General features: G+C 72.8%; 21 protein-coding genes, 1 tRNA gene and 1 pseudogene. 7 read left to right on the top strand and 16 right to left on the bottom strand.

The window, feature by feature from the left end:
* Positions 1 to 52: 52 nt before the first annotated feature.
* The 6 genes from ACFYY7_RS00170 to ACFYY7_RS00195 form a co-directional block, all read right to left on the bottom strand.
* The gene (locus ACFYY7_RS00170; protein WP_388655291.1) at positions 53 to 811 is read right to left on the bottom strand and encodes an IclR family transcriptional regulator; all 759 of its coding nucleotides are present in this window, start codon (positions 809 to 811) and stop codon (positions 53 to 55) included.
* A 166-nt stretch (positions 812 to 977) separates the two neighbouring features.
* Positions 978 to 1,856: an ectoine/hydroxyectoine ABC transporter ATP-binding protein EhuA gene (gene ehuA, locus ACFYY7_RS00175; protein WP_388655293.1), complete on the bottom strand. Its 879-nt coding sequence runs from the start codon at positions 1,854 to 1,856 to the stop codon at positions 978 to 980.
* A complete protein-coding gene (ehuD, locus tag ACFYY7_RS00180; protein WP_388655295.1) occupies positions 1,846 to 2,490 on the bottom strand; it encodes an ectoine/hydroxyectoine ABC transporter permease subunit EhuD in 645 nt (214 codons plus the stop codon). The genes ehuA and ehuD overlap by 11 nt, the downstream gene beginning before the upstream one ends.
* Complete coding sequence (gene ehuC / locus ACFYY7_RS00185) at positions 2,487 to 3,227, bottom strand: ectoine/hydroxyectoine ABC transporter permease subunit EhuC (RefSeq protein WP_388655297.1); 741 nt, start codon at positions 3,225 to 3,227, stop codon at positions 2,487 to 2,489. Before ehuC ends, ehuD begins: the two co-directional genes overlap by 4 nt.
* Positions 3,228 to 3,276: 49 nt before the next feature.
* Positions 3,277 to 4,179 (bottom strand): ectoine/hydroxyectoine ABC transporter substrate-binding protein EhuB, encoded by a 903-nt coding sequence (gene ehuB, locus ACFYY7_RS00190; RefSeq protein WP_388655299.1) that lies wholly within the window; start codon positions 4,177 to 4,179, stop codon positions 3,277 to 3,279.
* A 192-nt stretch (positions 4,180 to 4,371) separates the two neighbouring features.
* Entirely contained in the window at positions 4,372 to 5,331 is a 960-nt protein-coding gene (locus tag ACFYY7_RS00195; protein WP_388655301.1) for a D-2-hydroxyacid dehydrogenase, read from the bottom strand.
* A 230-nt stretch (positions 5,332 to 5,561) separates the two neighbouring features.
* Here ACFYY7_RS00195 and ACFYY7_RS00200 point away from each other — a divergent pair, with 230 nt between their 5' ends.
* Together ACFYY7_RS00200 and ACFYY7_RS00205 are read left to right on the top strand one after the other, a co-directional pair.
* On the top strand, positions 5,562 to 6,365 hold the full coding sequence (locus tag ACFYY7_RS00200) for a decarboxylase (protein WP_388655303.1): 804 nt from the start codon (positions 5,562 to 5,564) through the stop codon (positions 6,363 to 6,365).
* 158 nt (positions 6,366 to 6,523) lie between these two features.
* The gene (locus ACFYY7_RS00205) at positions 6,524 to 7,627 is read left to right on the top strand and encodes an LLM class flavin-dependent oxidoreductase (RefSeq protein ID WP_388655304.1); all 1,104 of its coding nucleotides are present in this window, start codon (positions 6,524 to 6,526) and stop codon (positions 7,625 to 7,627) included.
* 16 nt (positions 7,628 to 7,643) lie between these two features.
* Here the strand turns inward: ACFYY7_RS00205 and ACFYY7_RS00210 are convergent, their stop codons facing one another.
* A complete protein-coding gene (locus tag ACFYY7_RS00210) occupies positions 7,644 to 9,512 on the bottom strand; it encodes a putative bifunctional diguanylate cyclase/phosphodiesterase (RefSeq protein ID WP_388655306.1) in 1,869 nt (622 codons plus the stop codon).
* A gap of 409 nt (positions 9,513 to 9,921) precedes the next feature.
* Between ACFYY7_RS00210 and ACFYY7_RS00215 the strand changes: the two genes are divergently transcribed.
* The gene (locus tag ACFYY7_RS00215; protein ID WP_388655308.1) at positions 9,922 to 11,136 is read left to right on the top strand and encodes a M6 family metalloprotease domain-containing protein; all 1,215 of its coding nucleotides are present in this window, start codon (positions 9,922 to 9,924) and stop codon (positions 11,134 to 11,136) included.
* A 62-nt stretch (positions 11,137 to 11,198) separates the two neighbouring features.
* On the opposite strand, the gene ACFYY7_RS00220 is transcribed toward ACFYY7_RS00215, so the two are convergent.
* The 7 genes from ACFYY7_RS00220 to ACFYY7_RS00250 all read right to left on the bottom strand — a co-directional run bounded on the left by ACFYY7_RS00220 (position 11,199) and on the right by ACFYY7_RS00250 (position 17,721).
* Positions 11,199 to 11,272: transfer RNA gene (locus tag ACFYY7_RS00220), tRNA-Lys, on the bottom strand.
* The gene (locus ACFYY7_RS00225) at positions 11,263 to 11,991 is read right to left on the bottom strand and encodes a hypothetical protein (RefSeq protein ID WP_388655310.1); all 729 of its coding nucleotides are present in this window, start codon (positions 11,989 to 11,991) and stop codon (positions 11,263 to 11,265) included. The genes ACFYY7_RS00220 and ACFYY7_RS00225 overlap by 10 nt, the downstream gene beginning before the upstream one ends.
* A 145-nt stretch (positions 11,992 to 12,136) precedes the next feature.
* Positions 12,137 to 12,478, bottom strand: coding sequence for a hypothetical protein (locus ACFYY7_RS00230; RefSeq protein WP_266732767.1), 342 nt, complete (start codon positions 12,476 to 12,478; stop codon positions 12,137 to 12,139).
* A 246-nt stretch (positions 12,479 to 12,724) separates the two neighbouring features.
* Positions 12,725 to 14,059, bottom strand: coding sequence for an AAA domain-containing protein (locus ACFYY7_RS00235; protein ID WP_388655312.1), 1,335 nt, complete (start codon positions 14,057 to 14,059; stop codon positions 12,725 to 12,727).
* Positions 14,056 to 15,666, bottom strand: coding sequence for a hypothetical protein (locus ACFYY7_RS00240; RefSeq protein WP_388655314.1), 1,611 nt, complete (start codon positions 15,664 to 15,666; stop codon positions 14,056 to 14,058). Before ACFYY7_RS00240 ends, ACFYY7_RS00235 begins: the two co-directional genes overlap by 4 nt.
* On the bottom strand, positions 15,657 to 16,844 hold the full coding sequence (locus ACFYY7_RS00245; protein WP_388655316.1) for a hypothetical protein: 1,188 nt from the start codon (positions 16,842 to 16,844) through the stop codon (positions 15,657 to 15,659). Before ACFYY7_RS00245 ends, ACFYY7_RS00240 begins: the two co-directional genes overlap by 10 nt.
* Positions 16,729 to 17,721 carry a phosphatase PAP2 family protein gene (locus tag ACFYY7_RS00250; RefSeq protein ID WP_388655317.1) on the bottom strand — a complete coding sequence of 331 codons (993 nt, stop codon included), beginning with the start codon at positions 17,719 to 17,721 and terminating at the stop codon, positions 16,729 to 16,731. Before ACFYY7_RS00250 ends, ACFYY7_RS00245 begins: the two co-directional genes overlap by 116 nt.
* Positions 17,722 to 17,966: 245 nt before the next feature.
* On the opposite strand from ACFYY7_RS00250, the gene ACFYY7_RS00255 reads away from it, so the two are divergent.
* Positions 17,967 to 18,563: a histidine phosphatase family protein gene (locus tag ACFYY7_RS00255; protein WP_376307050.1), complete on the top strand. Its 597-nt coding sequence runs from the start codon at positions 17,967 to 17,969 to the stop codon at positions 18,561 to 18,563.
* A 3-nt stretch (positions 18,564 to 18,566) separates the two neighbouring features.
* On the opposite strand, the gene ACFYY7_RS00260 is transcribed toward ACFYY7_RS00255, so the two are convergent.
* Positions 18,567 to 19,925: a tetratricopeptide repeat protein gene (locus ACFYY7_RS00260; protein WP_388655319.1), complete on the bottom strand. Its 1,359-nt coding sequence runs from the start codon at positions 19,923 to 19,925 to the stop codon at positions 18,567 to 18,569.
* Positions 19,926 to 20,169: 244 nt separating this feature from the next.
* Here ACFYY7_RS00260 and ACFYY7_RS00265 point away from each other — a divergent pair, with 244 nt between their 5' ends.
* The 3 genes and pseudogenes from ACFYY7_RS00265 to ACFYY7_RS00275 all read left to right on the top strand — a co-directional run.
* Positions 20,170 to 20,613, top strand: coding sequence for a hypothetical protein (locus ACFYY7_RS00265; protein ID WP_266732777.1), 444 nt, complete (start codon positions 20,170 to 20,172; stop codon positions 20,611 to 20,613).
* 179 nt (positions 20,614 to 20,792) lie between these two features.
* On the top strand, positions 20,793 to 21,752 hold the full coding sequence (locus ACFYY7_RS00270; protein WP_388655321.1) for a spermidine synthase: 960 nt from the start codon (positions 20,793 to 20,795) through the stop codon (positions 21,750 to 21,752).
* Positions 21,753 to 21,842: 90 nt separating this feature from the next.
* Positions 21,843 to 22,199, top strand: a pseudogene (locus ACFYY7_RS00275) (winged helix-turn-helix domain-containing protein); the annotation flags it as partial.
* A gap of 119 nt (positions 22,200 to 22,318) precedes the next feature.
* Here ACFYY7_RS00275 and leuA read toward each other — a convergent pair.
* Positions 22,319 to 24,085, bottom strand: coding sequence for a 2-isopropylmalate synthase (gene leuA, locus ACFYY7_RS00280; protein WP_388655323.1), 1,767 nt, complete (start codon positions 24,083 to 24,085; stop codon positions 22,319 to 22,321).
* Between the last annotated feature and the right edge of the window lie 50 nt (positions 24,086 to 24,135).

Consider the following 24,135-nt stretch of genomic DNA (forward strand, 5'->3'; position numbering starts at 1 on the left):
GGTCCGGAGGGGTGCTGATGACACCCCCGCCGGGAGCCCCCGCCGGGTGGGCCTAGAGCGCCATCGACAGGAGCACCGGAGCCGCCCGCCGGTTCAGCGTGTCCGCCGCCGAGCGCAGGCGGTGCGCGTCCTCGATCGGCAGCGACAGCGCCAGACAGCCCGCCGACGACCCGGCCGTCAGCGGCACCGCCGCGCACACCGTGCCGACCGCGTACTCCTGGAGGTCGAGCACCGGGACCGTCGCCGGCTGGCTGTCCAGCTTGGAGAAGAGCACCTTCTCGTTGGTGATCGTCCGCGAGGTGAGCCGGGGTGTCCTGTGGCGCGCGATGTGGTCCCGGCGGCCGTCCTGGTCGAGCTGGGCCAGCAGGCATTTGCCGGCCGCCGAGGCGTGCGCCGCCGACCGGAAGTCCACCCACTCGTTGACAGCGGGGGTGAGCGGGCCGTCGGCGTACTGCGTGACCCGGATCTCGCCGTCGACGTACCGGCTGATGTAGACCGCCGCGCCGACCGAGTCGCGCAGCTGCGCCAGCATCCGCTGGAGCCTGGACTCCAGGGCCTGTCTGCGGGCCGGGCCGGAACCGAGGAGCAGGAGCGAGGCGCCGATGACGTACGCGCCGTCGGTGACCTGCTCCACGTAGCCCTCGCGGCGCAGCGTCAGCAGCAGGGGCGTGAGGTGGCCGGTGGGCAGTCCCGTCTCGCGGGAGATCTGGGTGTCCGTCACACCGTTGCCGTGTTTGGAGACCGTTTCGAGAACACGAAGGGCGTACTGCACCGAATGGAACGGTGCGGTCGGTTCGGGCTTCAACGCCACGGTTTCCCCCTACCAGGTTGTTACCGCAAGCTCTGACCTCACGATAGCCGCCAAGGCCCCGTTCCGGGGCGGCTGTTGGCGACTCGGCGGAGCGCCCCACCCTGGTGAGCTGGGGCGCATCCGTCTGACATATGCCAAAGTCATTGGCCTTCGACAAAGGGTGAGGTCACAGCACCGCGTCGAGGAACTCGCGCGTACGTTCGTGCTCCGGGTCGGTGAAGATTTTTTCCGGCGGACCGGATTCGATCACCCGCCCGGAGTCGAACATCAGTACCTTCTTCGAGACGTCCCGGGCGAAATTCATCTCATGGGTCACGCAGAGCATGGTGATGTCGGTGTTCCTGGCGATGTCGCCCAGCAGCTCCAGCACCCCGGCCACCAGCTCCGGGTCGAGCGCCGACGTCACCTCGTCCAGCAGCAGGATCTCCGGCTCCATGGCCAGGGCGCGGGCGATGGCGACCCGCTGCTGCTGCCCCCCGGAGAGCTGGGAGGGGTGGGCGTCGATCTTCGCGGAGAGCCCGACCAGGTCGAGCAGCTCCCGGGCCCGGGTCTCCGCCTCCTCGCGGTCCTTGCCCAGCACGTTGACCGGCGCCTCGGTGATGTTCTGCAGCACCTTCATGTTGGGGAAGAGGTTGAACTGCTGGAAGACCATGCCGATCTTCTTCCGCGCCTCGCGCAGATGCTTCTCCGGCGCCGGCTTCAGCGCTCCGCCGGGCGTCCTGATGTGGGACAGCGGGCTGCCGTCCACCCAGATGACGCCGTCGCTGACCTTCTCCAGCGTCATCAGCAGCCGCAGGATGGTGGTCTTGCCCGAGCCGCTGGGCCCGATCAGGGTGACGTGCTCACCGCGCCGCACCGAGAAGTTCAGCCGGTCCAGGACCACATGGTCGCCGTACCGCTTCACGACGTCGTCGAAGCGGACCAGCGGATGGCCGGTCTCCGGCGCGGCGGCCGGCGCGGCGGCCGGTGCGGCGTCCGCAGGGGCCGCAGGGGTCGTGGGGGCCGCACCCGTCGTCTTGCGCAGGGGGAGGTGTTCAGTGGCCAAGGCGCTTCTCCAGCTTTCTCATCAGCAGCGAGGTGGGGTAGCTCGCGACCAGGAAGACGAGGCCGGCGAGCGTGAACACCTCGGTGTAGGCGAAGTGGTCGGCGCCGTACTTACGGGCCTCGAAGACCATTTCCTGCACCGTGATCACGGCGAGGAACGGGGTCTCCTTGAACATCGAGATCGCGTAGTTGCCGAGCGCGGGCAGCACATTGCGCACCGCCTGCGGCAGGATCACGGCCTGCCAGGTCCGCCGGGGGCCGAGCGAGAGCGCCCGGCAGGCCTCCCACTGGCCCTTGGGCACCCCGTCGATCCCGGCGCGGTACACCTCGGAGGTGTACGCGGCGTAGTGGATGCCCAGCACCACGATGCCGACCGTCAGCGGCTCCACCGAGGTGAACAGGGCCGCCGCGCCGACCAGCTGGACGAGCAGCGGGGTGGACCGGACGAACTCCGTCACGGCCCGCACCGGCACCGTCACCAGCCTGCTCGGGGCCCGGCCGGCGACCGCGACGGCCAGCCCCAGGACCGCGGCGACGAGCGTGCCGAGCACCGTCGCGAGCAGCGTGACCCGGAAGCCTTCGAGCAGCAGGGGCAGGGCGTCACCGGCCGCGTTCCAGTCGAAGCCGTTGTTCACCGGGCACCTCCCGGGACGGCGGCGACGGCCTCGGCGGCGCTGCGGCTGCGCAGCAGCGAACCCGCGCCGGCGGGCAGCCCGAGCCGCCGCTTGGCGCCCCGCTCCAGCAGGTTCATCAGCAGGGTCAGCGCGTACGCCAGCACGAAGTAGACGGCCAGCAGGGTCACGTACGCGGTGAGAGTCTCACCGGTACGGTCGCGCAGCTGCTGGACCACGGTCATCAGGTCGGCCGCGGAGATCAGCCACAGCAGCGGGGTGCACTTCAGCAGCTGGATCAGCAGATTGGTGAAGGGCGGGATCATCTGCACCCAGGCCTGCGGAAGGATCACCTTCCGCATCCGGTGCAGCGGCGACATGTTCAGCGCGACGGCGGCCTCGTACTGGCCGCGCGGCACGGAGCCGATCGCCCCGCGCACCACCTCGGCGCCGTACGCGCCGTAGTTGAGGCCGAAGGCGACGACGCCACAGAGCAGCGGGTCCAGCTGGTACCCCGTCAGCGTCGGCATCGCGTAGTAGAGCCAGAACAGCTGGATGTAGAGCGAGGTGCCGCGGAAGAACTCCACGACCACGCGCGAGGTGCCGCGCAGCACCAGCAGCCGGCTGATCGACATCAGACCGAGGACGAACGACAGCAGGAGCGCGGCCAGCGAGCCCAGGACGGTGGCTTCGAGGGTCACCCACAACCCCGAGCGCACCTGCGGGAGTTCGTCGAAGAAGGCGGAGAAGAAATCACTCATGCGCTGCGGTCCGTCCCTGTCGGCCCCTGCGCGGTCGGTCCTTGCACGGTCAGCCCTTGCACAGGTCGGCCGTCTTCAGCGTGGCCGGCGGGAGTTCGGTGTCGGAGAAGCCGTACTCCTGGAGCAGTGACACATAGCGCGACCGGTCCGAGACGATCTTCTTCAGTTCGCGGTTGAAGGCGTCCCGCAGGTCCTCGTTGCCCTTGCGGAAGACGGCGCCGCCGGGGCTGTACTGCTTGGTGCCGTCGAGCTCCGGCACGAAGGGCTCGGTGACCTCGGTCTCCGGGTTGGTCTTCGCCAGCCAGCGCAGCGAGATGCCGGTGAGCAGGAACGCGTCGATCCGGCCGCCCTTGACCGCGTCGGCGCCGTCCTGCGGCTTCTGCAGCGCCTTGATCCTGTCCCCGCCGATGCCGGCGCCCTCGGCGTACTTGCCCTCCACAGCGCCCGACATCACGCCGACGGTGATCCCGGCGGCCTTCGCGGACACCAGGTCGGTGACCTTCTTCGGGTTGCCCTTCTTCACCATCAGCGCGGTCGGGGAGATGAACTCGGGCTCGGAGAAGAGGGCGTTGGCGCAGCGCTCGGGCGTGATCGCCATTCCGGCGCTGACCACGTCGTACTTGCCCGCCTGGAGCCCGGGGACCAGCCCGTCCCACTCGGAGAGTGTGGGCTTGAGCTCGTCGACGCCGAGCGCCTTGAAGATCTCCCGGTGCAGGGTGGGCGCCTCGCCCTTGAGCTCCTTGCCCTCCAGATAGCCGTACGGGGCCTCGTTGGCGTACGCGACCCGGACGAAGCCCTGCTTGCGGAGCTTTTCGAGTGCTCCCGCACCGTCCGCGGAACCGGCGTCGGTCTTGCTGCACGCGGAGAGCAGACCGGGGACGACGAGCAGGCCGCCCACGGCCGCCGATCGGTTCAGAAAGCCCCGGCGGGACAGGTTCGGGAAGTCAGCCATGGTTCGCAATCTCCTGGAGGGATCGAACAGTCCGGACAGGGGTGGCGCCTGCCCGATCCCGGACGTCTATGCAGGAAGCGAGGGCATGCAACCGAAAAGTGGCCGGAGTGTGACCTTCCCGTGTTCCGGGTGGCCGGTGCCGGACCGGCCGGCGGGCCGTGGCGGCTCACCGTCCCGGTTCACTCGCCCGGCTCACTCGCCCGGCTCCCGCACGGGGACGTAACCGCGCTGCTTGTCCACCACGTTCGGCAGGGGCTGCCCGGCCGTCCAGAGTTCGTACATCGCCACGAACTGCTCGCCCAGCCGGTCCCGCCAGCCCGCCGTGTCGCCGCTCATGTGCGGCGACACGATCAGATCCGGTACGTCCCACAGCGGGCTCCCCGGCTCCAGGGGCTCCCGCTCGAACACGTCGAGCGCCGCGCCCGCGATCCAGCGCCTGCGCAGCGCTTCGGCCAGATCGTCCTCGACGACCAGCGGTCCGCGCCCCACGTTGATGAAGCGGGCCGACGGCTGCATCAGTCCGAAGAACCGGGCGTCGAACATGGCGCGGGTCGACTCGGTCAGCGGAGCCGCGCAGATCACCCAGTCGGCCAGGGCGGCCAGCCGGTCCAGGTCCTCGGTGCCGTGGATGGTGCGCCGCGGCGTGCGCCCCACGAGCGCCACCTGGACCCCCAGCGCGATCAGCAGTCTGGTGATCTCCCGCCCGATCGGGCCCGCGCCGACGACCACCGCGCGGCTGCCCGCGAGCCGGGTGCTCTCGCGGTGGCGCCACTGCTGCCGCCGCTGGAGCTCCAGCGTGCCGGGGAGGTCCTTGGCGAACGCCAGCACCAGGCCGGTCACGTACTCGGCGACGGGCCGCTCGAAGATGCCCCGGGCGTTGGTCACCACCGTGTCGGAGGCCGCCAGCTCCGGGCAGAGCAGCCGGTCCACGCCCGCGCTCGCGGTGTGCACCCAGGCCGGACGCGGTCCCTCGCCCGGCCAGGCGGCCCGTACCGCGTCGGAGGTGAAGTCCCACACCAGCAGCACATCGGCTTCGGGGAGCCGGGCGGCGAGACCGGCCTCGTCCGTGTACCGGATCCGGGCCCGGCCGGTCAGCCGCCCGAGGCGCGGCGACGGGTCGGTGTCCAGGACGAGCAGGGTGGGCTCGGACATGAGAGACGGTCGCTCCGCTGCGTCTGGGGAGGGGCGCTCCCGACCGGGAGGCGGGTGCGACCACGCTTGCACCCACCTCCGCCCCCGTCAACAGGTCGGAGCGGAGGTCACGACTTATGGGGGAATACTTGGATGAAGTGGGGTGAAAGGTCGCGAGCAGTGAGGCGGACAGGAACAGGAGGTCGGGCGGGAGCAGGAAGGCCGACCGGACAGGAACAGGAAGGGCGGACATGACGACCGTCGGATTTCTCTACCCGGGCCACTTCGCGGAGGACGACTTCCCGCGGATGGAGATCCTGCTCGACGCCGTCCGGCTGGTGGTGAACCGCACCGATGTCGACGACGACGCCTACCGGATCGACGCGCTGGTCCGGACCGGCTCGCCCGAGCACCTGGCCGCCGGGGTGGAGGAGCTGCGACGCGCCGGGGTCGAGGCCGTCGTCTGGGCGAGCGGCGCCGGCAGCTTCCTGTACGGCTGGGAGGGCGCCCATGAACAGACGGCCGCCCTGGCGCGGGCGTCCGGCGTGCCCGCCTCCAGCACCTCGTTCGGCTTCGCCCACGCGGTACGGGAGCTGGGCGCCGGCCGGGTCGCCGTCGCCTCCACCTACCCCGAGGGCATCACCGCCCTGTTCGCCGATTTCCTGCACGCCGCGGGCATCGACGCGGCTTTCACCCGTGCCGTCCCGCTCGGATCGGCCGCCGAGGCCGCCGCCTGGGACCTGGACCGGGTGAAGGAGCTCGCCGTCGCCGCCGACCGGCCGGAGGCCGACGCGGTACTGCTGCCCGACACCGCGCTGCACACCGCCGGGCACGAGGCGGAGCTGGAGGAGCTCCTCGGCAAGCCGGTCCTCACCGGGAACCAGGTCGCGGTCCGCGAAGGGCTCCGCCTGGCCGGCCGCCGCGCGTGGTCCCCGAGGCTTGGCCGGATCTTCGCGGCCCGGGAGGCGCCCCCGGCCCCGGTGGCTTCCTGGGGCGAGGGCCGGGAGCGAGCGCACAGCGGGCGGCGGGCGGGGCCCGGAGACGTACGGGAATAGCCCCGGAGGCGTACGGGAACAGCCCCCGGAGATGCACGGGAATAACCGGAGACAACCTCCCGTTATTCGCTTCCGGACGTACGAGCAGGATGTACGAGCCAGACGTACGAGCCGGACGTACGAGCCGGACGTAGGCGCATCACCGGAGAGGCCAGGGCGTGGACGAGATTCGAGGCGAAGAGATCCGTGGCAAGGCGGAGGGAACGGCAACCGTTCCGCTCTCCGTACTGGACCTGGTGACCGTGGGGCAGGGCCGCACCGCCACCCAGGCGCTGCGCACGAGCGTGGACATCGCTCGGCTCGCCGAGCGCCGCGGGTTCCACCGCTACTGGGTCGCCGAACACCACTCCATGCCCGGCGTCGCATCCTCCTCGCCCGCCGTGATCCTGGCCCACCTCGCCGCGCACACCGAGCGCATCAGGCTCGGCTCCGGCGGCGTGATGCTGCCCAACCACGCACCGCTCGTCATCGCGGAACAGTTCGGCACCCTGGAGGCCATGGCTCCCGGCCGCATCGACCTCGGCCTCGGCCGCGCCCCCGGCACCGACGGTGCGACGGCGGCCGCCCTGCGCCGCACCGACCGGCTGAACGAGGGTGCGGACGACTTTCCGCAGCAGCTCGCCGAGCTGACCCGGTTCCTGGACGACGACTTCCCCGACGGCCACCCCTACGCCCGTATCCACGCGGTCCCCGGCCCCGTCCAGGCCACGGCCGAGGGCGGCGTCCAGTCGCCGGCCCGCCCGCCGGTCTGGCTGCTCGGATCCTCCGGCTTCAGCGCCCGGCTGGCCGGGGTGCTCGGCCTGCCCTTCGCCTTCGCCCACCACTTCTCGGCCCAGAACACGATTCCGGCGCTCGACCTGTACCGGGAGTCGTTCCGGCCGTCCGCGGTGCTCGACGCCCCGTACGCCCTGATCGGCGTCTCGGCACTGGCCGCCGACGACGAACGCGAGGCCCGCCGCCAGGTGCTCTCCGGCGCCCTGTCCATGGTCCGGCTGCGCACCGGCCGCCCCGGCCTGGTCCCGACGCCCGAGGAGGCGGAGGCGTACGCCTTCAGCCCGATGGAGCGCGAGTTCGTCGACAGCTGGCTCGCCAACATCGTCCACGGCACGCCGGACGAGGTCCGTACCGGCCTCGACGGCCTGGCCAAGCGCACCGGCGCCGACGAACTCATGATCACCGCCAACGCCCACGGCGGCGAGGCGAGGCTGCGCAGCTACGAGCTGATCGCGGACGCGTACGGACTGCCCGCCGCCACGGCCTGACCGCGTTCCCGCCCGATCAGCCCTGCATCGGCCGGGTGCCGATCAGCTCGCCGATCCGTTCCGGGGCCACCGCGCGGGAGTACAGCCAGCCCTGCCCGGTGTCGCAGCCGATCCTGCGCAGCCGTTCCGCCTGGCCGGCCGTCTCCACGCACTCCGCGGTGACGGTCAGGCCCAGCCGGTGCGCCAGCTGCACCATCGCCTCGACGATCGTCTCGTCGGCCGGGGACGGATGGGCGCCGTCGTCGTAGCGGAAGCCGCGCACGAAGGAGCCGTCCAGCTTCAGCACCGAGACCGGCAGCCGGCTCAGATAGGCGAGGTTGGAGTAGCCGGTGCCGAAGTCGTCGATGGCGATCCGCACACCCATCTCGCTGAGCGACCGGAGCGCCTGGATCGGCTGGCCCGCCGAGCCCATCACCGCGGACTCGGTCAGCTCCAGCTGGAGCAGCGAGGGATCGAGGCCGGTCTCGGCGAGGATCTCCGCGACATCGGTGACCAGGTCGGAGTCCCAGACCTGGCGTACGGCGACGTTGACGCTGATGAACAGCGGCGGGTCGGTGGGGTGCTCCAGCTGCCAGCGCCGGGCCTGGCGGCAGGCGGACTGGAGCACCCACCGGCCGAGCTGGACGATCGAGCCGTCCTCCTCGGCGATCGCGACGAACCGATTCGGCGACAGCATGCCGAACTGGGGATGGTTCCAGCGGACCAGGGCCTCCACCCCGCGCACGACTCCGTCGGCCATGCCGACCAGCGGCTGGTACTCGATGGTGAACTCGCCCCGCTCCACGGCGGGCCGCAGGGTCGACGAGAGCGTCTGCCGGGTCATCCGGTGGGCGTTGCGCTCCGGGTCGAAGACCGTCCAGCGGGCCTTGCCGTCCGCCTTCGCCCAGTACAGCGTGGTGTCGGCGGCCTGCATCAGACCGGTGGCGGAGGTGCCGGCCACGGCCCGCTCCACGACCCCGATCGAGGCGGAGACGGAGATCCGGTGCCCGGCCAGGTCGAAGGGCTGCTGGAGCGCGGCCAGGACCGAGCGGGCCAGATCGGTGAGCTGCTGCGTGCCGGCCGAGTCCTCGACCAGGATCGCGAACTCGTCGCCGCCCAGCCGTGCCACGAGATGGGCGCCGTCACGGTGCGGGCCGTCCTGGGCGGCGCAGTCGGTGAGCCGCGCGGCGACGGCGGCGAGCAGCCGGTCGCCGATCCGGTGGCCCATCGTGTCGTTGACGGCCTTGAAGCCGTCCAGGTCCAGGTAGCAGAGCCCGACCCGGCCGCGGCCGGGGGAGCCGTCGTCGTACGGCGGGGTCTCCAGGACGGCCGAGAGCCGTTCGAAGAAGAGCGTCCGGTTGGGCAGCCGGGTCACCGGGTCGTGCATCTGGAGGTGGCGCAGTCGTTTCTGCAGCTCGCGCCGGTCGCTGATGTCCGAGACGGAGAGCAGCACCCGGCCGGGCCCGGCGCCGCCGCCCGCGCCGGCCTCCCGCTCGGGCATCGGTACGACGGTGACCTCGGCCCACAGCGCGCGCCCGTCGGGGTGCTTGAGCCGGCGGGTGCATTGGAAGCGTGAGCGCCGCCCGTGCAGCACCTCGCGGTACGCGTGCCAGGTGCGGCCGTCCGCCGCGAGGTCGAGCAGATCGGCGGCGGACTGGTTGGCCAGTGTCGCGGCGGAGCGGCCGAGGAGGTTGCCGAGGGCCTCGTTGGCGGTGACGACCAGGCCCTCGTGATCGACGACGGCCATCGGCAGCGTGGCGGCCAGGAACGCGGCGCGGTAGCCGTGCGGCTCGGATCCGCCGGCCCCGGCGGAAGGCCACGGAGCGTGACGTTCCGTGGTCTGCGGTCCTGCGGAATACCGGGGTGTGCCCGCCGTGGGCCCGCGCCCTTCGGGGGTTCCGCTCACCGTTCGCTCCCGCCGTGCAGTTCTGTCCTGAACAGGTGTGGCCGGACTGGCCCGCCGCGCGGATCGCCTGGGTCGGAGGCGGAAACCACGCGGGAAAGCCTGGTGAAGCATAGAGGCTGGTACGTCGGCCGTTCCAGCGTCCGACCCTTGCACGCCCCGAGAGCGCCCCACATGGGCCATTCACGCGCGGTTCCGATTTGCCCGTAACAGATCACTTCTGAGCGATTGCGTTCCTCTGTAATGCCTCGGTGATCGATTGTGACTTTCCGTGAGGGTGAGGGCTCCGGTCGGCCGCTGACTCGACCGGGCCAGCTCAACAGGACGAAAGCCTCGAACCATCACAGGGTGAGTGGGTGACCGTAGCTCGCACCCGGAGGTGGATGTGCCGCGTCAGCGCAGGACCGGGGGAGTGGAGACACCGAGCCTGCGCGGTGTGGCCGCCGCCGTGACCTCCCTCCTGGCGCTCGTCGCCACCTCTCTCGTGTCCGGGCCCGCCGTGGCCGCCACCGGAGAGGCGGGGCCCTGCGCCCTGCCCCGGACCGATGCGCACCACTCGCTCGGCGTCAGCGACTGGAACGGCGCCTACCCCCGGCCCGACCACCCCCTCGACGCGGTCATGATCTTCCTCTCCTTCCCGGACCACCGCCCCGCCGCCACCCCCGCCGAGCTCACCGCCGACTACTTCCCCGCCACCACCCAGTTCTTCCAGCGCGCCTCGTACGGGAAGTTCACCCTGCGCCCGCACCCGATGCGGCAGTGGACCCGGATGCCCAAGACGTCCGACCAGTACGGCATACGGCGGGACTGGGACAACGAGCGACGCAGCTCCTACCTGCGCGACGCCATCGCCGTGGTCGATCCGAAGGTCGACTTCTCCCGGTACGACATCATCTATCTGGTCGCAGACCCGGACGCCCCGGGCGTCGACTCCGACGCCACCAAGGTCGTCAACTTCGACCAGCCGCTGCGCGCCGACGGCACGGAGATCCGCCGCGTCGTCACCGTCTTCGAACAGCACCCGCCGGACCACAATGTGCTGGCCCACGAGACCGGGCACGTCTTCGACCTGCCGGACCTCTACCACCGGCCGGCCGACGGCAAGGGCGACTGGGACACCTACGTCGGTGACTGGGACGTGATGGGCAGCCAGTTCGGACTCGCGCCGGACTTCTTCGGCTGGCACAAGTGGAAACTGGGCTGGCTGGACAGCCGCCAGGTGATCTGCGTCCAGAGCAGCCGGGACATCACCCTGGAGCCGATGGCCGCCGCGCCCGCACCCGGCGCCTCCCTCGGCACCCGGCTCGCGGTGATCAGGACCGGCGAGAGCAGCGCAGTGGCCATCGAGGCCCGCAGCGCCACCGGCAACGACAGCACGACCTGCGCCGAGGGGGTCCTGCTCTACCGGGTGCGCAACGGGACGCCGTCCGGCGGCGGCCCGGTCGAGGTCATGGACACTCACCCCCGCACCGACGCCTGCTGGGACCGCTCGGTCTACGCGCCGCTCGCGGACGCCCCGCTGCGGGTCGGCGAGACCTACAGCATTCCCGACGCGCACGCGAAGGTCGAGGTCGCCGACCGCACCCCGTCGGGCGCCTGGACGGTCCGGATCACCACGGGCACGTGAGGCGTCCCACGAGCCCGAACACGAAGAAACCCCCCGCTTTCGCGAGGGGCTTCTTCCGTCTGTGCGCCGCCAGGGACTCGAACCCCGGACCCGCTGATTAAGAGTCAGCTGCTCTAACCAACTGAGCTAGCGGCGCCTGCTGACGTCGTAGACATTAGCATCCGGATCGGCGGGAGGAAAAATCGAATTCCTGGCCGCCGGTGGGGTCACCGGTGAGGGTGTCGACCTGGTCACCCGGACACAGGCCCAGAGCAGCACATCGGGGCCCGGCAGCCAGGGGCTGCGGGTGTCGGGGGCGACCAGCCAGCGGGGGCCGGGCGTGGTGGAGGTGCAGGTCAGGGGTGGGACGGTCACCGCGTCCCCGGTGCCGTGGCAGAGCAGCGGCGGCACCTTGCCGTCGCCCTCGCCCTCGTCGTCGTGTCCCCGCGGGCCCATGGCGGCCCGCGGCTCGGGCCCGCCGCCCCACTCCTCCCAGTCGAGCAGTGAGGGGAGCCGCTGGGCGGTGCCGGGCGAGGCGAACAGCAGCATCCGGCCGCGGTGCGTGGCCACCGGCCCGGAGCCGGGGCCGTCGGACCACAGGTGTTCCAGCATCCGGCGCCCGAAGAGGGTGGGCACGTTCACCACATCGAAGGCCGACCCGCACGGCAGCACCCCGGGCGAGGAGGGATGGGCCTCCCACTGGGCCAGTGTGGAGCGGGGATACGCGGCGGCCCCGGCCAGCCAGGCGGCACCGGCCGCCGTGACGTGTGCCGTCTGGTTCGCGGCCTGGTTCCGCAGAACGGTGAAGGCGTCGGCGCGGTGGTGGGAGGCGTCGCCGTGGTGCAGGGACGAGTTGTCGGGCAGCCATGCGGTCATACGGGCATGTCTACCGGGAGTGATCGAGCGGATTCCGAGAGTTGCCGGAAATTGGGACAGGCCGGGGTGGGGAGGAGTATCTTGCGCTCGGGCATATGCCAGCGGTTCTACCCGGAGTCAGGACCTGGCCCCCGGGGCCGGGGCGTCAGGGCGTGGAACCGCCCAGCAGGCTCCGGCCGAACTCGACCATCTTCTTGGCGTAGTCCTCGGTCCACTCCGCACGCCGCGCGATGTCCGCGGTCGTGAGCCGGTCGAACCGGCGCGGATCGGCGAGCTGGGCGGCGGCGATCGCCTGGAACTCGACCGCGCGGTCGGTCGCGGCACGGAACGCCACGGTCAGCTCGGTGGCACGGGACAGCAACTCCCTCGGATCGTCCATCGACTCCAGATCGAAGAAGTGCTCGGGATCGGCGACGGCCGCCGACGGCTCGAAGAGCAGGGGTGCGGGGCGCAGCCGCTGCCGCTCGTTCCGCTCGGGTTGTGGCATGTGGTGTTTCCTCCTCGGGTCGGCCCGATGGCCACCCTCCATTGTCCAACGTCCCGCAAGAGGGCCCGGCACCCGGCCGCGCGCCCCGGCTCGTGAACCCGTGGGGCACGAGCCGGGGCGGCGGTCACGGCCGCCAGGCCACCCGGTGCTCGGCCAGGTGTGCCAGCACCGAATGGTTCGCCTCCCAACCGTCCGGGGCTGCGACTGTTGGCCGCCTCCGGCGGCGTGCCGGACTCCGTCCGGCGGTCACGGCCGCCAGGCCACCCGGTGCTCGGCCAGGTGTGCCAGCACCGAATGGTTCGCCTCCCAGCCGTCCGGGAACTTCACCGTGACACCCAGCTGGACCGGCTCCGTGGACGGGTGCTCGTCCAGCAGCTCGGTGACGCCCGCCCGGCACACCACGATGCAGGCGTGCCGGTGGCGCGAGGCCAGTACGCAGAGCCGGCCCGTCTCCAGGTGGAAGGCGGTGGCGTCCGGGCGGCCGGAGAGCGGGTGCAGGACCACCGTCACATCGAACTCGCGGCCCTGGAGCCGGTTGGCCGTGTCCACCGCGACGCCGCTCACGCCCAGCTCCGCGAGCGCCGCCCGTACCGCCGCGGCCTGGTCGCGGTGGGCGGTGCCGACCGCGATCCGGTCCGCCGTCACCGGCACCGGGTCCGGCGAGCGCTCGCTGGTCGCCGCGCCGCCCCGGTCCAGCAGCCGGCGGACCACCAGGGCCACCGCGCGTACCGCCTCCGGGTCGGTGCGCGGGGTGTGCCGGGCCGGGAGCTCCAGCAGGCCCCAGCCGGACTCCGCCGCCTCGTCCAGCACCCGGTCCGGGGCCGAGCCGTCGGAGGCCACGCCGAACGACAGCCGCCGGTCGCCGTGGTCCGTACCGCTGCGGAACGGGGTGTACGGGTAGAACGCGTCCGAGACCAGCGGCGCGGCGGACGCGGGCAGCCGCCACGACACCGGAAGCCGGTGCTGGGGCAGTTGGGGATTGTGCGCGAGCAGCGTGGAGACGGCGCTCGCGGACGGGTCGTACGAGAGCCCCGCCCACTGGTCCGCGCCGACGATCGAGAACGGGTCCAACTGGCCCGGGTCGCCCACGAACAGCGCCCGCTCGAAGAGCCCCGCGACGGCCAGCAGCGCGTCCGAACGCATCTGGTACGCCTCGTCCACGATCGCGTGGCCCCACGGCTCGACGTTCTTCACATGCGCCCACTTCGCGGCCGTCGAGATGACCACGTCGAGCCCGGCGAGATCGGAGGCCTTCGCCGACTTCCGTACGTTGGCCAGGCCGTCCAGCACCTTGTCGTACGGGTCGGTGTCGTTGCTGTGCAGCCGGCCGACCGGCAGCCCCGGGTCCTTCTCGGCCAGCCGCACCACCAGGTCGTCGACCTGGGCGTTGGTCTGCGCGACCACCATCAACGGATGCCCGGCCGCCGCGAGTTCGAGCGCGGCGCGCACCACGAGCGTCGACTTCCCCGCGCCCGGCGGGGAGTCCACCACGATCCCGCGCGACGTACCGCCCAGGGTGTCGGCGAGGATCGCTTCGGTCGCCCGCGCGGCCTGGGCGCCCGGGTCGAATACGGCCGTCACAACAGGTCCTCCGCGGTCACGGGATCGGGGCTCTCGGCATGTCCGGCAGCGGAACCCGGCGGGCCGCCGTGCGTCCAGGGCGTCTCCTCCGGGTCCGGCAGCTTCGGGCCGCCGCGCTGATCGTGCTCGAAGAGCGTCCAGGCGATCCGGTCACCCGGCTCCGGCACCGAACCCGGGGCGGGCTCCTTGCCGCGGCCCATCCGGTCGAGGATCCGCAGCACCAGCGGGGGCGCGCCCCCGTCCGCCGGCTCGGCGTACGCCACGAACTCGGCGGTCTGCGGCTTGCCGTCCAGCGAGCGGTACACCTTGGTGCGCTCGCCGAGATGCGGGTACTCGTCCGTACGGACCGTCACCAGTGGGCGCGGGGAGGGGCGCTTCGACTCGCTGTACGCCATCTCCACCTCCGCCACCTCGGAGACGAACGCCTCACCGGCCAGCCGCCGGCCGGCCAGCACCAGCGGATCGTCCAGCGCCTCCTGGGCCTCCAACTGCGCCTGCGCCGTCTCGCGCGAGGCCAGCTTCTGCGCCGCCGTCACCGCGTCGTCCCGGCGCGGCTGCGGCGGCTCGCCCGAGCGCACCCGGTCCCGGTGACCGGTGAACGACCAGCGGTCCCTGGTCCAGCGGTCCTCGGACCTGGCCCCCTCGGGGAGTTCCCGCAGCAGGTCGAGCCCGCGCCACACCGCGTCCCACGTCGGCCGCATCACGCCGGCCAGCAGCGCCCTGATCTCCCGCTCGGCGGCGGTCAGCTCGCCGAGCCGGGCATCGGCCGCCAGACCGTCCTCGGCGGCCGCGAGCGAGGTGCGCGCCCGGTCGTACTTCTCGATGGCGGGCGCCAGCAGCCGGTTGTCGAACGCCGGGTCCGTGGCCGGACCGGCCGGCGGGCACAGCAGCTGCCCGCCGCCGTCCCGCTCCAGCTCCGCACGGAGCGCCGCCGCGGCCCCCGACTCGCCCGCCGGGGCGTCGATCCAGGCCAGCAGCGCGCCCAGATGCTGATCCTCCAGGCTGCTCTGCCCGGTCGCCCAGTGCCGGTTGAGGAGATCGGTCGCGGCGAGCAGCAGCGAGGAGCCGGGCACCCTGGCCCGCTCCCCGTAGTGCGTCAGCCAGCGGCCCAGCAGCGGGACCCGGGCCGGGGCGGGGTACGGGGTGTCGGGATCGTCCTCGGCGGTGCGGCGGAACCGCATCGAGCGGCCCAGCAGCCGTACGAACTCGATGCCGGCCCGGCTCGGCACGACCAGCTGCGGCGCGTCCGCGCACAGCTCGACCTCGACCTTGACCTTCTTCCCGGTCTCCGGATCGGTCTCGTTGCGCTCGGCCGGCTCGACGACGTCCTCGTACGACTCGATGTGCGGCAGCACCGCCTCGGCCAGCTCGGCGAGGAACGCGAACCGCAGATCCCGGTCGCGCGGCTGCGAGACCGCCAGCAGCCGGGGCGCCTCCCGGTCCGTCCCGACGAGCGCGCCCAGCGGGGCGCCCGCCTCGCCGGCCGTGGTCAGCGGGACCAGGACCAGCGGCCGGTCGGTGAGATGGCGGTGCCGGACCGTGGCCATCGGCTGGGCCCGGCCGCTCTCCACCGCCTCCAGCCGGGCCAGGGTGCTGATCAGCGACATGCCGGACCGCCCGTCAGCGCCTCGGCGCGCAGGGCCGCCGCGCGCCGCAGCGCCGCGACCGTCGGGTCCGCCGGGTCGCCCTCCTTGCCCGCGGCGGCCGCGAGCACCTCGCCCACCGTGGTCAGCCCGCCGAGCTCACCGCGCACACTCCGCCCCAGCGCCTCCACCGCACCGGCCTCGCGCGCCTTCGCCCGGCAGTGGAAGGCCAGCTCGCAGGCGGCCAGGCACTCCGGGGCGTACGCCGCGCCGACCGCTTCGACCGCGGCGTCGAGCTGCTGCCGGGGGCACTCGGGGTCGAAGGTGGTGCCCTCGGGCAGGGCCGCCGCGATGTCCTCGATCCGGGTCAGCCGGGTGAGCTGGCGGCGGGTGACCGCGCGCTGCTTGCGTACGTCGACGACCGAGGCGGTGGGCAGGTTGGAGAAGTCCTTCGGGCAGACCAGCAGCACCCGGTGGTCGACCTCGGCGCCCTCGGTCAGCTCCGCGATCCGCTCCAGTGCCAGCACGTAGACGGCGGACTGCCGGGCCGCCGCGCCGACCTTCGCCGCGTCGGCCGAGCCGTCGATCATGGGGAAGGACTTGATCTCGACGACCGTCCACGTGCCGTCGGGGTGCACCGCCACCGCGTCCGGCTCCAGATAGGCGGGGGAGCCCGCCACCTCCAGGGCCAGCATCGGGTGGTCCAGCAGCGCCCAGCCGCCCGCCTCGGTCGCCTCCCGCAGCGCGAGCGCCGTACGCGCGGCGCGGCCCTCGGGGCCCGCCGCCGTCAGATCGGGCACCGAGACCTCGCCCGGCTCCGCGCCGGGGCCGCCGAGGCGTTCGTGCAGCAGCCGCATCAGCTCCGTACCGCCGTCGGCCTTGACCCTGGCCTCGAAGGCGTTGCCCCGGACGAAGGCGAACTGCGACTGCCCGAAGGGGGCCGGCGAACCGAGCGCCGAGGCCAGCGCGGCCTTGTCCACCCCGGCGCCGTCCAGCAGGGCGCGGCGCCGGCAGCCGGGGTTGGCGGCGAGGGCGGCCAGCGCGCGGGCGTCCAGCGGACGCGGTGGGACGGCTGGTCCCCGCAGCTCAGCGAGCCGCTGCCGGAGCGTCGTCGCCGGCCGCTCCCGCTCCTGCGCGGGCGCCGGGATCGGTCCGGGGTGCGCGACCGGCCGAGGCGTCTGCGTCGGCCGATGCCGCGGCATCGGGGGAGTCTGCGGAGGTGGTCCGCTGGCCAGGGATTCGCTCACCCGCGGAAGTCTTGCATCCGGCACTGACAATCGGGGACTCCGCGACCGGGGCGACCCGCGGGAAGCGGGCCTGGACCCGGTCCTTGATCCGGTCCGCGAGCCGCATCACGGGCCGCGCCAGCAGGGCTCCGACGCCCATCACGGCGGCGCCCGCGACCGCGTCGAGGAGGTAGTGGTTGGCCGTGCCCATCACTATGAAAGTGGTGATCAGTGGGTAGGCGACGCCCGCGGCCCGGACGTACGGGTTCTTGCTGTGGCGCCACAGCAGGATGCCGCACCAGAGTGCCCAGCCGACGTGCAGGCTCGGCATCGCCGCGTACTGGTTGGTCATCCCGCCCATGCCGCGCGGGGCGCTGGCCTCCGCGCCCCACCAGCCGTACGAGCTGTACTGCGCCATCGTGTCGACGAAGCCGTACCGGGCCTCCAGCAGCCGGGGCGGGCAGGTCGGCAGCAGCGTGAAGCCGATCAGGCCGAACAGCGTGGAGGTCATCAGCCAGGTGCGGGCCCGGCGGTACACCTCCTGGCGGCGGCGGAAGAGCCAGACCAGGACGGCGGGGGTGACGAGGTAGTGCAGGGACGCGTACGCGAAGTCGGCGGGTATGCCTATCGAGGGGTGCGCGGTGAACAGCCGGTTGAGCGGATGTTCTAGGTTGATGTGGAGCGTCTGCTCCAGGCGCAGGATGCTCAGGCCGTGGTCGATGGCGGTGGACACGTCACCGCGCGCCACCAGCCGTCCCGCCGAGTAGGCCCCGTACACCAGGGCGAGCAGTGGCAGCTCGGTCCACCAGCGAAGCCTCGGGCGCGGCACGGGTGCGGTGCTGGCATGCTGCATCCGGAAGCTCTCCATCATGTGTTCATGCGACCGACGGCGGGCGTTCAACCGTACGGCGTGGGTCGGTCGGGGTTCCCCGGGGGTCCGCTCCGGAGCCCCGTGCGCGTAAACATTTCTCCGCGCAGAGTGGGACGTCGGCCGGGCCCCGGAGGTTGCCTCGCGATCATGTGCGAGATGATGGGAAAACCGGATGATCCGCCGCGTCCCGATCTCCGGCCTCAGACCTCAGTCCAGGGAGAGCCGTCATGGCACCGCGTATCCTGCTCGCCCGCCACGGCCAGACGGAATGGTCCGTCAGGGGCAATCACACCGGCAGGACGGACATCCCGCTGCTCGACACCGGCCGTGCGGGGGCCAAGCTCCTCGGCGAGCGGCTGCGGCGCGGTCCGTGGGCGGACCTGCCGGGCCTGGAGGTGCGCACCAGCCCGCTGGTACGGGCCAGGGAGACCTGCGAGATCGCGGGATTCGCGGACCGGGCCGAGCCGTGGGACGCGCTCATGGAGTGGGACTACGGGGCGTACGAGGGGATGACCCCGGCCGAGATCAAGGCGATCCGCCCGGACTGGTTCATCTGGCGCGACGGGGTGCCGGAGGGGGAGACCCTGGCCGAGCTGTCCGCCCGCGCCGACGAGATCGTGGACTGGGCCCGCTCGGCCGACCGCGATGTGCTGGTCTTCGCCCACGGCCACATCCTGCGGGCGCTGGGGGCGCGGTGGCTCGGCGAGGACGTGTCGTTCGCGGCGCGGATCCGGCTCGACCCGACGTCGCTGTCGGTGCTGGGATGGGCGTACGGGGCACCCGCGATCGAGCGCTGGAACGACACCGGCCACCTGGACGGCTGAAGCCTACGAGGTGGCGGCCTCCGCCACCTCTGCGTACCGCTCCAGGAACTCCTTTACCTCCGCCACGCCCCGCTGCGGCACCAGCACCCCCGCCGCCTGGGCCAGCATGGCCCGGATGCGGGTCGACCGGACGCGGTCCAGCAGGTCCAGCACCTGATGGCCCGCCGACGCGGCCTCCGCGGCCCGGCCCGCCCGCGCGAGATCCCAGGTCAGCTCGGCCCGGTACAGCGCCAGGTTCCGGGTGAAGTGCGGGTCCTGGAGCCGGGTGGCCCGCAGCGCGTGCCCGGCCGCCCGGGACCAGTCGCCCAGCGCCGACCAGCACTGCGCCTGGAGCATCTCCAGCTCCGCCTCCCGGAAGAACGTCATCCACTCCGGATCGGCGTCGCGGGGCCCGCGCCCGAACGCGGTGTGCGCCCGGCCGATCGCCCGCTCGCAGCCCGAGCGGTCCCCGAGCCCAGCCCGGCCCCCCGCCTCGCGCAGCGCGAGCAGCGCCAGCAGCCGGGGCGAGCCCAGCGGCTGCGCCGCCCGCTGCCCGGCCTCCGCCGCGCGCACGGACTCGCGGGGCCGCCCGGTGTCCCGGGCCAGGAACGACGTGTTGCAGAACGCGTGCGCCTCCAGCGCCGCGTCACCGGCCACCCGTGCCGTGGCGAGCGCCTCCGCGTAGTGCGAGCGGGCGTCCTCGTACCGGCCCGAGTCATGGGCCAGCCAGCCCACCGAGATGGCCAGTTCGCCCGCTCCGGCATGCAGCCGGTCGGCGGTGGAGCGCTTGGCGGCCGTCCCGGAGTCGAGCAGCGCGTACGCCGCCCGCAGCGGCCGGGACGCCCTGCGGTACAGGCCGTCGCCGCCGTGCCGGTCGTCGAGCAGCCGGATCTGCCGCACCGCCTTCTCGACGGCGCCGACCTCTCTCTCGCCGACCCGGCGCGGGTCGGGCAGGACGGCGGCAGCGGCGGGCGTGCCGCCCAGGCCCAGGCCCAGGGTCGCGGCCGCCATCGTGGTGGTGCCGCTCGTCATGAATACGCGACGCAGCACGTCGCTCTCCTCGTCGGTGTCGCTGTGGAGCGCAGGGGGCGGTGGGGGCTCGGCGGTGGCCCGCGCCGCCCGGCCGCGCACGGTTTCGCGCGGCGAGAAGCCCAGGTCCGCCAGGGTCCTCCCGGGGAACATGTGCAGGAAGACCCGTTCGTACGCGTAGTTCGGGCAGCGGATCTCCCCGGACTCCACGCGTCCGATGTACCGGGCGTCGCACGCGACCTGCTCGCCGATCTCACGGGCGGACCTGCGTACCGCGGCAGCGAACTCCCCGGCGGAGCGCTGTCCGCGCAGCCGCCGGAAGGCGAGGTTGGGAACTGCCCCTGTCGACACCATGGACCGGAACCTCTCTTCCGCAGCCGGGGTTCCTGCTTCCGGTGTCCCCGGCGGAGCAAGAACGTACCCGCTGTGACGGGACGCACACAGGGCGTTTGCGGGCGAAGTCGGGCATCTCGCCCGCGATCCGCCATGAACTGCCACCCTTTGCGGCGGCGTGGCACCGTAGCCCTTGACGCGGTCGGCGCGTTGGTCCATGCGGAGACGGAATCCGACTCCGCCCGGCGATGAGAGGAGAGGTCCCTTGTTGCATCCCGGCACGGAGACCGACGCACGGACGACTGCGACGCCCCCGGCCGCGACGGGTGCCGCGGCACCCGCGTCCGCGGAGGGCCACGGGGCCGAGCCCTGCGACCTGGTGACCGTCCCGGCCCGCCAGGGCCTGGAGGCCGTGGACATCCTGCGCCGGGACGCCGAGCGGGACATCGGCCCGGTCCTGCACGACGGCACCTGCGACACCCTCGGCTTCCTCGTGCCGCCGGGGACCGCCGAGGGGTGGGACGTACCGGGCAGCGCCTGTACGCAGACCGCCGGCCGCGGGCTGCGCATCCCCGCCGAGCCGCCGGTCACCGGCAGCGGCTGGCTGCTGCCGCCCGAGGGCGACGCCCCGGTCACCGACCCGGCCGTGCTGCGGGCCGCACTCGACCAGGCGGCCCGGCTGATCGAGGCGGCCGACAGCTGCCGCTGACCGCAGGCTCCCCGGCCGCGTGCCCAGGAGCCGACCGCCGGTCCGCCTGGTCCAGCGATCATGCGCTGACCGCCGGTCCACCGGCCGCGCACTCATAATGGGCAGGTGGGCGGGTTTCCCCGGCACGGCCGGTTCCGTACCGGTCCGGAGCGAAGAGCAGTGAGCAGGCACGAGCAGCGGTGGCACGTCGAGGAGCGTCGGGCGGGGGTGCGGGCGCCCGTAAGCGGTCCGACCGCAAGGACGACGGCAAGGCCGATGGCAGGACCGAGCGCAGGACCGAACGCGGTGCCGGGCGCGCCGGGCGCAGGACGGAGCCCCTCGCCGAACCGGTGGACGGCTCCCTCGCCGAGCTGGTGCCCGACCGGGAGCGGCCGCACGCCTGGACGCTGACGCTCGACGGCGCCCCGCAGTCCCATGTGGATCTCGACGACCCCACGTTCCTGTCCTTCGAGTACCAGCGCAGGATCGGCCACATCGCCGATCTCGTCGCACCCCCCGGACAGCCCCTGCACGTGGTGCACCTGGGCGGCGGCGCCTTCACGCTCGCCCGCTACATCGCCGCGACCCGGCCCCGGTCCACCCAGCAGGTCATCGAGGTGGACGCCGCCCTCGTCCAACTGGTGCGCCGGGAACTGCCGCTGGACCCGCAGGCCAGGATCAGGGTCAGGGCCACCGACGCCCGCGCCGGGCTCGGGAAGATCCAGGACGGCTGGGCGGATCTCGTCATCGCCGACGTCTTCAGCGGGGCCCGCACCCCCGCGCACCTCACCAGCGCCGAATTCCTCGCCGAGGTCCGCCGGGTCCTGAAGCCCGGCGGGAGCTACGTCGCCAACCTCGCGGACGGGCCGCCGCTGACCCATCTGCGCGGCCAGATCGCCACCGCGGCCACGGTCTTCCCGGAACTGGCGCTCGCCGCCGACCCGACCGTGTGGCGCGGCCGCCGCTTCGGCAACGCCGTGCTGCTCGCCTCGGACCTGCCGCTGAAGGTCGCGGAGCTGACCCGCCGGGTGGCGACCGATCCGCATCCCGGACGCGTCGAACACGGGCGGGCGCTGGCCGACTTCACCGGCGGCGCGGCCGCGGTGAGCGACGCGGACGCCAAGCCGTCCCCGGCGCCGCCGCCCTCGGCCTTCGGCTGAACCCACACATCCTGCCCCATCGGGCCGCCCGCCGTCCCGGTTCCCCCGTGGGCGGTACCGCCGCGCCCCGGACGGCGTACGGTGCCGCCCATGGCAAGTGTGCTCGTGGTCGAGGACGACCAGTTCGTACGTTCCGCCCTCACCCGGCACCTGACCGAGGCGTCCCATACGGTCTTCTCGGTGGAGCACCTGTCCGCGCGGATGGCCGCCGTGCTGCGCCGTTCGCGCGCCGCCGGGGGCGAGGCGCCGCTGCCGAGCGTCATCCGGGTCGGCGGGCTCGCCATCGACCCGCTGCGCCGCCATGCCGAACTGGACGGCGCCGCACTCGACCTGACCCGCCGTGAGTTCGACCTGCTCGCCTTCCTCGCGGGCCGGCCCGGGGTCGTCGTGCCCCGCAAGGAACTCCTGGCCCAGGTCTGGCAGCAGTCCTACGGCGACGACCGGACCGCCCTGCCGCCCCGCCGCCCGCGCGTTCCGCCACGCACGCAGACCGTCCACCCCGCCCGCGCGTTCCGGCCGGCCCCCATCCCCCACCCCCGGCCGGGACGCGCGCCCCTGTCCGCCCGTCAGGCGGCCCGGTTCACCGCCGAGAGCACCGCCAGGATCGAGGCCGTGAGGACGGAGGTGTCCTGGCCCGCACCCCAGCACACCTCTTCGCCCACCCGGCACTCCACGTACGCCATCGCCGGGCTGCCCTGCCCCGCACCCGTCGCGTGCTCCGTGAAGTCGAGGATGTCCACCTCGATGCCCGCGGCGGCCAGTGCACGGGTGAACGCCGACACCGGGCCATTGCCCGTGCCCTCGTAGTCGCCCTCCCGGTCGTCCACCCGCAGCGAGCAGATGAACCGGTGCTCACCGGCCGGGTTCCGGTCCGTCGACCAGGAGGTCAGGGCGACGTTCCCGGCCCGCCCGGGGGCAAGGTATGCCGCGTCGAACAGCTCCCACAGATCCTTCGGAGTGGCCTCCAGACCGCTGTCGTCGGTCGCGGCCTGCACCGTGCGGGAGAAGTCGGCGCGCAGCCGGGCCGGCAGGTCCACCCCGTAGTTGCTCCGCAGCAGATGGGCGATGCCGCCCTTCCCGGACTGGCTGTTGACCCGGATGACCGCCTCGTACGTACGCCCCACATCCGCCGGGTCGATCGGCAGGTACGGCACCGACCACAGCTCGGAGCCGCTGCTTGCGTGGTGGGCGAAGCCCTTGCTGATGGCGTCCTGGTGGGTGCCGGAGAACGCCGTGTACACGAGATCGCCGCCGTAGGGGTGGCGGGGCGGCACCGGCAGCCGGTTGCAGTACTCGACCGTGCGGCGGATCTCGTCGATGTCGGAGAAGTCGACCATCGGGTCGACGCCCTGGGCGTGCAGATTGAGGGCCAGGTTGACCAGGTCGACATTGCCGGTGCGCTCCCCGTTGCCGAACAGGCAGCCCTCCACCCGCTGCGCGCCCGCCAGTACGGCGAGTTCGGCGCAGGCGGTGCCGGTGCCGCGGTCGTTGTGCGGATGGACGGAGAGGATCACCGAGTCCCGCCGGTCCAGATGGCGGTGCATGTACTCGATCTGGTCCGCGTACACGTTCGGCGTCGCGATCTCCACCGTGGCGGGCAGGTTGTGGATGACCGGCCGGTCCGGGGAGGCGTCCCACAGGGCGGTGAGGCTGTTGCAGATCTCCAGGACGTAATCCGGCTCGGTGAGGATGAACACCTCGGGCGAGAACTCGAACCGGATGTCCGCCCCGGGCCGTGCCCGCGCCAGCCGCTCCATCCGCCGCGCGGACTCCAGCACCGTGGAGTGCACCTCGGCCCTGCCGCGGCCGAGCACCACGTCGCGCCAGACGGGCGCGGTCGGGATGTACAGATGGACGACCGCGCGGGCCATCCCTTCGATGGACTCGAAGGTCCGCTCGATCAGATCCGCTTTGGCCGGGGTGAAGACGACCACGGTGACGTCGTCCGGTACCGCGTCGCCCTCGGCCAGGTGCCGGACGAAGTCGAAGTCGGTGCGGCTCGCGGAGGGATAGCCGATCTCGATCTCCTTGAAGCCCATCGCGACGAGCAGATCGAACATCCGGCGCTTGCGCGGCGTGTCCATGGGCTCGGCCAGAGCCTGGTTGCCGTCGCGCAGGTCCACCGGCACCCAGAGCGGGGCGCGTTCGATCCGGGTTTGCGGCCAGGTGCGGCCGGTCAGCGGAACCTCGACGCGGTCGAAGGCCGAGCGGTAGCGGTGGGAGGGCATGGAGCTCGCCCGCTGCGGATTCCAGCGGGGCGCGTCGGCGGGCACGGGCCCGCGCGGGGTGCAGATCGTGGGGAAGCCGTGCATCGGTGACTGACGGTCGGACATGAGGACGGGTCTCTTCTCGCATCGCCGGACGCGACCGGCGCAGCACGGCA

Origin of the sequence: Streptomyces sp. NPDC001933, assembly GCF_042890955.1 — a bacterium.
Lineage (GTDB): Bacteria > Actinomycetota > Actinomycetes > Streptomycetales > Streptomycetaceae > Streptomyces.